7 protein-coding genes and 1 pseudogene are annotated in these 8,860 nt (G+C 61.5%); 2 read left to right on the top strand and 6 right to left on the bottom strand.

All coding sequences use genetic code 11. The features are described from left to right. Nucleotides 1-1,567, bottom strand: a 1,567-nt coding sequence (gene glgP / locus I2E26_RS04220) for a glycogen/starch/alpha-glucan family phosphorylase (RefSeq protein ID WP_195419723.1), incomplete at its 3' end; no start/stop codon positions are given. Between the two features lie 75 nt (nucleotides 1,568-1,642). Further along, the gene (gene glgB, locus I2E26_RS04215) at nucleotides 1,643-3,682 is read right to left on the bottom strand and encodes a 1,4-alpha-glucan branching protein GlgB (RefSeq protein ID WP_195419725.1); all 2,040 of its coding nucleotides are present in this window, start codon (nucleotides 3,680-3,682) and stop codon (nucleotides 1,643-1,645) included. 443 nt (nucleotides 3,683-4,125) lie between these two features. On the opposite strand from glgB, the gene I2E26_RS04210 reads away from it, so the two are divergent. Together I2E26_RS04210 and I2E26_RS04205 are read left to right on the top strand one after the other, a co-directional pair. Beyond that, complete coding sequence (locus I2E26_RS04210) at nucleotides 4,126-4,818, top strand: HAD family phosphatase (RefSeq protein WP_195419722.1); 693 nt, start codon at nucleotides 4,126-4,128, stop codon at nucleotides 4,816-4,818. Then, nucleotides 4,818-5,489 (top strand): thiamine diphosphokinase, encoded by a 672-nt coding sequence (locus I2E26_RS04205; RefSeq protein ID WP_195419721.1) that lies wholly within the window; start codon nucleotides 4,818-4,820, stop codon nucleotides 5,487-5,489. Before I2E26_RS04210 ends, I2E26_RS04205 begins: the two co-directional genes overlap by 1 nt. Nucleotides 5,490-5,576: 87 nt before the next feature. Here I2E26_RS04205 and I2E26_RS04200 read toward each other — a convergent pair whose 3' ends face one another. From I2E26_RS04200 to I2E26_RS04185, 4 genes and pseudogenes are all read right to left on the bottom strand, one after another. Then, nucleotides 5,577-6,647 (bottom strand): IS3 family transposase, encoded by a 1,071-nt coding sequence (locus I2E26_RS04200; protein WP_370551439.1) that lies wholly within the window; start codon nucleotides 6,645-6,647, stop codon nucleotides 5,577-5,579. Continuing rightward, a pseudogene (locus I2E26_RS09210) lies at nucleotides 6,641-6,895 on the bottom strand (helix-turn-helix domain-containing protein); the annotation flags it as partial. The pseudogene I2E26_RS09210 and the gene I2E26_RS04200, both read right to left, overlap by 7 nt. Nucleotides 6,896-7,067: 172 nt before the next feature. Beyond that, nucleotides 7,068-7,832 (bottom strand): phosphotransferase family protein, encoded by a 765-nt coding sequence (locus tag I2E26_RS04190; protein WP_195419720.1) that lies wholly within the window; start codon nucleotides 7,830-7,832, stop codon nucleotides 7,068-7,070. Between the two features lie 111 nt (nucleotides 7,833-7,943). Then, a partial coding sequence (locus tag I2E26_RS04185) for an iron-containing alcohol dehydrogenase (protein ID WP_195419719.1) occupies nucleotides 7,944-8,860 on the bottom strand: 917 nt, incomplete at its 5' end.

Genomic DNA, 8,860 nt, shown 5'->3' with positions numbered 1-8,860 from the left:
GAATCTTGTTCTGGCGCTTGGAATGGCCGACGCGCTTGAGGAACGAGGGGTCGTTTTCGAAGTCGACGAGCTTTTTGAGTTCCTCGGCGTCATCGAGCCATCCATCGCCGATGGCCTCGGTGATGAGCTTGGCATAGGACGGGTTTGCTTCGGCGAGGAAGCGTCGAGGCGTGATGCCGTTGGTCTTGTTGTTGAACTTCTCCGGCGTGAGCGCATAGAAATCGTTGAGGACGGAGCGCTCAAGGATATCGGTGTGGATCTTGGCGACACCGTTTACGGAGTGGCTGCAGATGACGGAGAGATTGGCCATGCGGACCTCTCCGTCCCAGAGCACCGAGGTCTTGCGCAGGCGTTCCTGCCATCCGTCCTGGGTGGTGTCAAATCCGTCGCGCCAACGGCGGTTGATCTCGTCGATGATGTCGTATACGCGGGGGAGCAGCTTCTTGAACGTTGCGATGGGCCACTTCTCGAGCGCTTCGGGCAGGATGGTGTGGTTGGTGTAGGAAATCGTCTTGGTGACGATATCCCATGCCTCGTCCCAGGTGAGGCGCTCCTCGTCCATGAGGATGCGCATGAGCTCCGGGCCGCACATTGCGGGATGGGTGTCGTTGGTATGGATGGCAACGTATTCGGGGAGCTTTGCCCAATCGTTGCCATGCTCGCGACGGAAGACGTCGAGGGCGGTCTTAAGGCCTGCGGCTACGAACAGGTATTCCTGCTTAAGGCGCAGGAGGCGACCATGTTCGCCGGCGTCGTTGGGGTAGAGGATGGCCGAGATCGCTTCAGCATCGGCGCGGCTGGCATCGGCATTTGCGTACTCGCCGCGGTTGAAGGCGTCGAGGTCGAAGTGCTCGTCGATGGGCTCGGCGCTCCAAACACGAAGCTTGTTGACGGTCTCGCCGCCAAAGCCCACCACGGGAATGTCGTAGGGCACGGCCAGGACATCCTGCGTGTCGACCACATCGTAGAAGGTGCGGTCGCCCTCGGCATGCGAGACGACGTGGCCGCCGAAGCCGATGCGCACGGCTTTATCGGGGCGGCGAACCTCCCACGGATAGCCCTTGGAGAGCCACTCATCGGCTACTTCGACCTGGCGTCCGTTCACGATCTCCTGCTTGAACAGTCCGTAGCGATAGCGCATGCCGTTACCGTATCCAGCGATGCCCTCGTGGGCCATGGAGTCCAGGAAGCAGGCTGCCAGGCGGCCGAGGCCGCCGTTGCCCAGCGCTGCATCGGGCTCGAGGTCGCAAAGCTTGTCGAGGTCGCATCCCATCTCCGAGAGGGCATCGGCCACCATGTCGCGAATACCGAAGTTGATGAGGTAGTTGTCGAGGAGGCGACCGATGAGGAACTCGATCGAGAAGTAGTAGACGCGCTTCTTTCCATCCTTGGCAAAGCGCTTGTCGGTTTCGGCCGAAACGGCGCGCGCCTTCGAGGCGATAAGGCCGGCTAGCGCGTTGAAGCGGTCGATATCGCTGGTGATCTCGAAGCTCTTGCCAGAGAGCTCCTTGACCGCCTCGCGATACTCCTCGATGAACGTTTCCTTGTTTTCGAAAATCGTATTCATGGTTTCCTTTCAGATAACATGGGGGCGTCGTTGCCACACGCCCCCAGTGAAGACGCGGACGGAATGCTCCGCCCTCTACTTCTTCGTACGGGTACGTTTGGGTGCCGCCTTTTTGGGCGCAGGAGCTTTCTTGGTATGAACGGCTTTCGCCTTTGTCGGAGAGACGTAAGAGGAGGCGCGCGAACGCTTGTAGACCAGGCCGCCCATGCCGGGAAGCGAGATCTCGATGGAGTCGTCCCGGCCGTTCCAAGCTTCGGGCCTACTGGATGCCATCTCGACTACGGGATAGCCGCTGCCGCCGAAAGCGGGATCGTCGGTATTGAACACGAGCTTCCAGTCGCCTTCGCGCGGAACGCCCATGCGGAACGTCTCGTAGGACGCGGGATCGAAGTTGATGATGATCACCAGGTCGTCGGCCGGTTTCTTGCCGCGGCGCACGAAGGAAATGATGGATTGCTTGTCGTTGTCCGCGTCGATCCACTCGAAGCCCTGCGCATCGTATGCGAAGTGCCACAGGCCCGCCTCTTTGAGATAGAGGTGGTTGAGGGCTTCGATGAATGCCTGCTGGTGCGCATGCGTCTCGAAATCGCGGGCGAGGAACCACTGAAGCGACTCGTAATAACGCCATTCGATGAACATGCCAAGCTCGTTGCCCATGAAGTTGAGCTTGGCGCCCGGATGCATCATCTGGTAAAACGCGAGGTTGCGAAGGCCGGCGAACTGTCGCCACGGATCTCCCGGCATACGTCCGATGAGCGAGCACTTGCCGTTGACGACTTCGTCGTGGCTAAGGGGCAAGACGAAGTTCTCGTTGAAGGCGTACATCATCGAGAACGTGAGCAGTCGATGGTTGCCCGGGCGCCAAGGGAAATCGGTCTGCATGTAGTGCAGCGTGTCGTTCATCCATCCCATGTCCCACTTGTAGTGAAAGCCCAGGCCGCCGTCGGCTGGTGGGTAGGTTACGAGCGGCCAGGCGGTAGACTCCTCGGCGATCATCATGACGTCGGGATGCGTTTCGCCAACGGCCTCGTTGACGGTGCGAATAAATGCCGAAGCATCGAGGTCTTCCTCGGTGCCGAATTTGTTGAACTTTTTATCGGCCGGGTTGTCTACGCCGAAATTGAGGTAGAGCATGCTGGAAACGCCGTCCATGCGGATGCCGTCGGCATGGAACATGTCGATCCAGAACAGCGCGTTGGAGAGCAGGAAGCTCACGACCTCGGGTCGACCGAAATCGAATTTATGCGTACCCCAGTTGGGATGGACCTCGCGCTCATAGAGCATGGATCCATTGAAGGTCGCAAGGCCCTGCGCATCCGCGCAAAAACCGCCGGGGACCCAGTCGAGAATCACGCCGATGCCGGCCTTGTGACATGCATCGACGAAGTGCATGAATTGCTGCGGGGTGCCGTAGCGGGCGGTTGCCGCGTAATAGCCTGTTCCCTGGTAACCCCAAGATCCGTCGAAGGGATGCTCCATAACGGGCATGACCTCGATATGGGTGTATCCCATATTCTTGACATAGGCAACGAGCTCGACCGAGAGGTCGTCGTACGAGTAGAACGTACCGCGCTGTGCCGGGAAGGGGTCGCCCGGGCCGGGATAGGTGCCATCCTCACGCGGCTCGCCCTGGGGTTCGTTTCCATGGCGCTTCCAGGAGCCCAGATGGACCTCGTAGATGTTGAGCGGGGTGTGCATGTGGTCGCGCTTGGAGCGCTTGCGCAGCCACGCAGCATCTTTCCAGGCATAACCGCTGAGGTCCCACAGCCGTGATGCAGTGCCGGGGGCCACTTCGGAATAAAATGCATAGGGGTCCGCTTTATAGAGCAGTTCTCCCTCGCTGGTCTCGATAACGTATTTATAGAGGTCGCCTTGGTTGAGGCCGGGGATAAACCCATGCCACAAGCCGCTATCCATGATGCGTTCGAGCGGAGTTGCCGTCGCGTTCCAGCCGTTGAAATCGCCTACGACGTGCACGCTTGCAACTTCGGGGGCCCATACGCAGAACGACCAGCCCTGGATTCCATCTTTGATAGCGGGGTGCGCACCCATCTTCTCCCAGCTTCGTTGCCAGGAACCCTCCGAGAAGAGATGAAGATCGTCTTCGGTGATCATGAGGCAGGGCTGCTCGGTTGAGTTGGCAGCGTTCTTCGTGCTCAAAGTGACCGTCCCATCCTACATGCGGCTGCGCCGCGTCTCCTACGTAAGGCAGGTCGCGGGCTCAACATGCATACGACGAACGAGGTCGGGCAGTATCTGCTCCACAGTCTTGCATGTGTGGAACCTGTGACACTTGGATAATGTAGCACGGTAGAGTATGCTTTTCTTCGACAAGAGCCCAGACGGGCCGATTATTTCGTTGAACGACATATGTCCTGTTAAAAGGCGGTATTGAGCAATCTGTTGCATAGAAACCTAGCATTCAATGTTCAGGCGTCGTAATGACGTCGGCAGCAGTTCAACGAAATTCGTTACGGCAAAGTTCATATCTTGTAGTATATTTTACAATTTTAAAAATTCTGTTTCTTAACCGTGCACAGCATGTAAAGGATGGACCAATGAGTACGCCTAAAGCGTTTATCTTCGATTGCGACGGCACCCTGCTCGATTCGATGGGCATGTGGCTCGGTATCCAACCCGAGCTGCTGGCGCGCTACGGTTTCTCGCTTACGCCGAGCGATTTTGCCCGCTTCGAGCACCTCTCGCTCGAAGCGGAGTGCCATGCGTATCACGATGTGTGGGGAATCGGCGAGTCGGGCGATGCCGTGTACGCCGAGCTCGAGTCCATGCTGCGCGATCGCTACGCAACGCAGATCGAGGCCCGTGCGGGGGTTCGCGCGTTCCTAGACGAGGCCCGTGCGGCTGGCATTCCCATGTGCATCGCTACGTCTACGCCGAGCCACCTGGTGCAGATCGGCCTCGAACACAACGACATGGCCGGGTATTTCTCGGGCATCACCACCACGGCCGAGGCCCCGCGTCCCAAGGGCTTCCCCGATATCTACGACCTTGCACTCTCGCGCCTGCGCGATGCGCATCTCGTAGTCGATTGCGATCCCTGCGACGTGTGGGTATTCGAGGACGCGCTCTTCGGGCTTTCCGGCGCCGGCGCCGGCGGCTATCGCCGGGTCGGCATCTTCGACCCCAGCGGTCGAAGCGCGCGCCGCGATGTGATGGCTAGCTGCGAGCTGTTCATCGATGAGTTCGAGGAGCTCGCACTTGCCGATATCCTGGCCTACGGAGGGTTCTGATGCGCGTGCTGGTGGCAGGGGGTTCCCCCGAACGTGCTTCTATCGGCTTGCTGAGGAAGGCGGCTGATGGCTGCGAGGTTGTCGTCGCCGTCGACGGCGGGATGGATGCGATCCTCGCCGCTGGGTTGCACCCGCAGCTTTTCTGCGGCGACGTGGATTCTGCGAGTCCCAAGACGGCCGCGGCCATCGAATCCGGTGGCGGATCCTCGTTTGTCATCGATGGCGCGCGCTGCGAGATCGAGCGCTATGACCCTCATAAGGACGCGACCGACCTCGAACTCGCCTTGCGTGCCATTCGAGAGCGCTACGGCGTCGTCGATATCGTGGCCACTTGCCTGTCCGGCGGACGTCCCGACCACATGTTGGCGGCACTTGGACGCCTGTGCGCCTGGCCGGGTTCAGTCGAGCTGCGCGAAGACGGGTTCATAGGGCGCATCCTGCACGCCGGCGATACCTGGGATGTGGGCGCGTACCGCGGCTGCCGTTTCTCCTTCATGCCCTTGAGCTGCGGCTGCGTGGTGTCGGAAAAGCATATGCGCTGGGAGCTCGATCATGCGCCGCTGCCGCTCCTGAGCGATCGCGGCATATCCAACGAGCTCGATTTTCCGGATGGCAGCATCGCATGCCATGCGGGAACGCTGGGCGCATGGGTCTTCATCGACATGCGTTAGCGTGCCCGGAACACTGCTGAAACAACGAGTGCCCCGACAAGACGATTGAACTGCGCCCCGAAACTTGGACGCGATAAATCATAACCGCTAGGCGGCCTCCCGAAGGGCCTGCTCCCGGAACTCCACCGGGGTCAGGCCCTTCAGCCCGACCTGGCGCCTCACGTGGTTCCAGTGGCGGACGTAGTCCTCCAGGTCCGCCTTGAACGCCTCGAACGTGTCCCAGTCGCGCCCGCGGAGGAACTCGTCCTTCAGGTGGCCGAACATCCCCTCCGTGCATGCGTTGTCCAGGCAGTTCCCCTTCCTGGACATGCTCTGGACCACGCCCATCCCCTTGAGCGCCGCGACGAAGTCGGCGTGCTGGTACTGCCATCCCATGTCCATCTGCATGATCGGCTCCGACCACGCGGGCTTCGCCTCCGCCAGCATCGCGAGCATCTCCTCCTGCTGGGCGAGGTCGGGATGCATGGATATCGAGTGGGCCACGATCTCCTTGCTCCCGAAGTCGTAGACGGGGGCGAGGTACGCCTTGCCGAACGAGCACCTGAACTCGGTGACGTCGGTGCCCATCTTCTGCCACGGGCCGTCCGCCGCGAAGTCGCGGCCGAGCACGTTCTCGAAGGCCTCGCCGACGGCGCCCCTGTAGGAGTTGTACCTGTGGTAGTCGGTCTCGCGGCGGATCCCGCACCTGAGCCCCATCTCGCGCATCATCTTGAGCACCGTCTTGTCCGCTATGCGCTCGCCGTCGACGGCCCTCAGCTCCATCGCTATCTGGCGGTGGCCGACGCCGTTGGGCAGCCTGCCGAAGATCTCGGCGACCCTGGGCCGGAGCTCCGGCCTGGTGGGCCCCTTGGGGTGCGACAGCGCGTAGTGGTAGGTCGACCTGGGCAGCGACGCCGCCTCCAGCAGGTCGGCCAGGGGGAAGCGCCCCGAAAGCGCCGCTACCGCCGCGGCCCGCTCCCGGGCAGCAAGCCGAGCTCCGCCTTCAGGGCTATCGATTTTTTTTAGGTAGGCCACCTGGGCCTCGAGCTTGCGGACGCGCTCCTCGAGCTCCTCCTCGCGGGTCCCGGGCGCGGCCTTCGCGCCCGGGACCCCCTCGGCCGGCCCTTGGGCTTCGGCCTCAGCGCGTCGGCGCCGCCCTCGCGGTACAGCCTGGACCACTGCTTCAGCGACGTCGCGCTCGCGATGCCGAAGCGGTCCATCGCCTCGGGCTTGGCCATCCCGCCGTCGACCACGGCGCTGGCCGCGGCGATCTTGGTCTCGAAGTCGTATCTTGCCTGTCTTCCATCCATGGCGAGGAGCCCGTCCCTCCCGGTTGCTCGGTACTTCCCCAGCCAGTCTCTCACAGCCTCGGCGGGAACGCCAAGGACCCTGGCGACGGATCTGTAGCCGAGCCCCCTCTCGAACATCTCGGCCGCGCGCTCCCTGGTCGACCGGTCGTGCCTGAATCTCAGGTCGATGGACATGAGAAGGCCTCCCATCTCTCGGACTTCTATTTCCTTGTCCAAGAAATGGGAGGCAGTTCAGATGCTTGCCGGGGCACTCTTCAGTAGCGTACGCGCGCGAAGGGCGCGGTCGGGCTTACTGGTAGTCGACGACGTCGATCCAGCTCAACAGGAACTCGGCATCCTGATCGGCGCGGCTGCGCGCGAGCTCGGACGCGGCGACGATGGACATCCAGCGGCGGACGATCTGCATGGGAACGTCGGCGCGATCGCAGTAGAGCTCGAGGTAGGCCTCGGCCTGCTGCTTATCTTCGAGCGCGAAGAGCAGGTAGGTCATGGCAGCGTCGGCGGCAGGGGAGCCCTGAGTCGCGTGGGCCCAGTCGCAGACGTAGAGGCTGCCGTCCTCGCCAACGATGACGTTGGTGGGGTTGAAGTCGCCGTGGCAGACGTGGAACTCCTTCTTCATGCCGTCCAGGCGCTCCATGAGGTTGTAACGCGTGGTGGCATTGATCTCGGTAAGGCCGTTGATCATGCGAGCGTACTTATCGCGCTGGCGGTTGAGCAGGGGGGCCTGGAAGCCGTGAATCTCGATCTGCAGGTCGACGAACTGCTCGAGATACTCGTAGAAGCGGCTGGGATCCTCGGCCATCTTCTCGGCCAGGGTCACGCCGGGGACCTTCTCGGTAAGGATGCCCCAGCCCTCGCCGGCGACCTCGGAAACCTCGAGGGCCTTGGGAGAGCGAATGCCCGCCTCGTTGATACGGGCGAGATTGAGCGCCTCGTTGAAAACATCGGAGACGGGCTTGGCGGCGTTGAACACCTTAGCCATCTTGTCACCGAGGTCATATACCTTCTTGTTGCCGCGCTCGGCGACGAGGGTCTTGGAATCGGGAAGAATCATGGCGCTTCCATCCTTTCTGTAGGTTTTGCACCATCGTAATGCGTCCGAAGCCGCCGCCTCGTGCGGAATAGCTCAACGGCGGCATTCGGACGGTGGATACCCAAGGGAGGTTTAGACCTCGTAGGACTGCGGCTCGCGACCGTAGTATGCATCGAGGAAGAGCTCCTTGATCTCGCTCATAAGCGGGTAGCGCGGGTTGGCGCCGGTGCACTGGTCGTTGAAGGCCTGCTCGACCATGTCGTCGAGGGTGTCGAGGAAGTACTGCTCGTCAACACCGTAGTCGGCGATCGTCTTCTTCACGCCGATGGTCTCCTTGAGTTCCTCGAGCGCGGTGACGAAGTTCTCGAAGACCTCCTTGTCGTCCTTGCCCTGGATGCCGGCGTAGCGGGCGAGCTCGGCGTAGTTGTGCAGAGCGTTGGGATAGGGGTACTGGGAGAAGGTGCCCATCTTGACCGGGGCCTCGGCGGCGTTGTAGCGCATGACGCGAGTAAGGATGATCGCGTTGGCGATGCCATGGGGCAGGTGATGGAAGGCGCCCAGCTTGTGGGCCATGGAGTGGTTGAGGCCCAGGAAGGCGTTGGCGAATGCCATGCCGGCCATGCAGGAGGCGTTGTGCATCTCCTCGCGGGCGTGCGGGTCCTTGGCGCCGTTCTCGTATGCGGAGGGCAGGTTCTCGAAGACCAGCTTGACGGCCTTCATGGACAGGCCCTGGGTGTAGTCGGAAGCCATGATGGAGACGTAGGACTCGATGGCATGGGTCATGACGTCGATGCCGGACGCAGCGGTCAGGCCGCGCGGTGCGGTCATGGCGTTGTCGACGTCAACGATGGCCATGTTGGGCAGCAGCGCGTAATCGGCGAGCGGCCACTTGATGCCGGTGTCCTTGTCGGTGATGATGGCGAACGGCGTGACCTCGGAGCCGGTGCCCGAAGACGTGGGAACTGCGACGAAGTAGGCCTTCTTGCCCATCTCGGGGAAGGTGAAGATGCGCTTGCGGATATCCATGAAGTCCATGGCCATATCCTCGA

Source organism: Collinsella sp. D33t1_170424_A12 (assembly GCF_015554865.1).
In the GTDB taxonomy this organism is placed as follows: domain Bacteria; phylum Actinomycetota; class Coriobacteriia; order Coriobacteriales; family Coriobacteriaceae; genus Collinsella.
The sequence above is the reverse complement of the archived record's forward strand: the minus strand, read 5'-3'. Positions and strand labels throughout refer to the sequence as shown.

What these genes read in the sequence shown, in the direction of transcription:
- glgB (WP_195419725.1), bottom strand. Translation starts at nt 3,682, where the DNA reads ATGATCACCGAAGACGATCTTCATCTCTTCTCGGAGGGTTCCTGGCAA.
- I2E26_RS04210 (WP_195419722.1), top strand. Translation starts at nt 4,126, where the DNA reads ATGAGTACGCCTAAAGCGTTTATCTTCGATTGCGACGGCACCCTGCTC.
- I2E26_RS04205 (WP_195419721.1), top strand. Translation starts at nt 4,818, where the DNA reads ATGCGCGTGCTGGTGGCAGGGGGTTCCCCCGAACGTGCTTCTATCGGC.
- I2E26_RS04190 (WP_195419720.1), bottom strand. Translation starts at nt 7,832, where the DNA reads ATGATTCTTCCCGATTCCAAGACCCTCGTCGCCGAGCGCGGCAACAAG.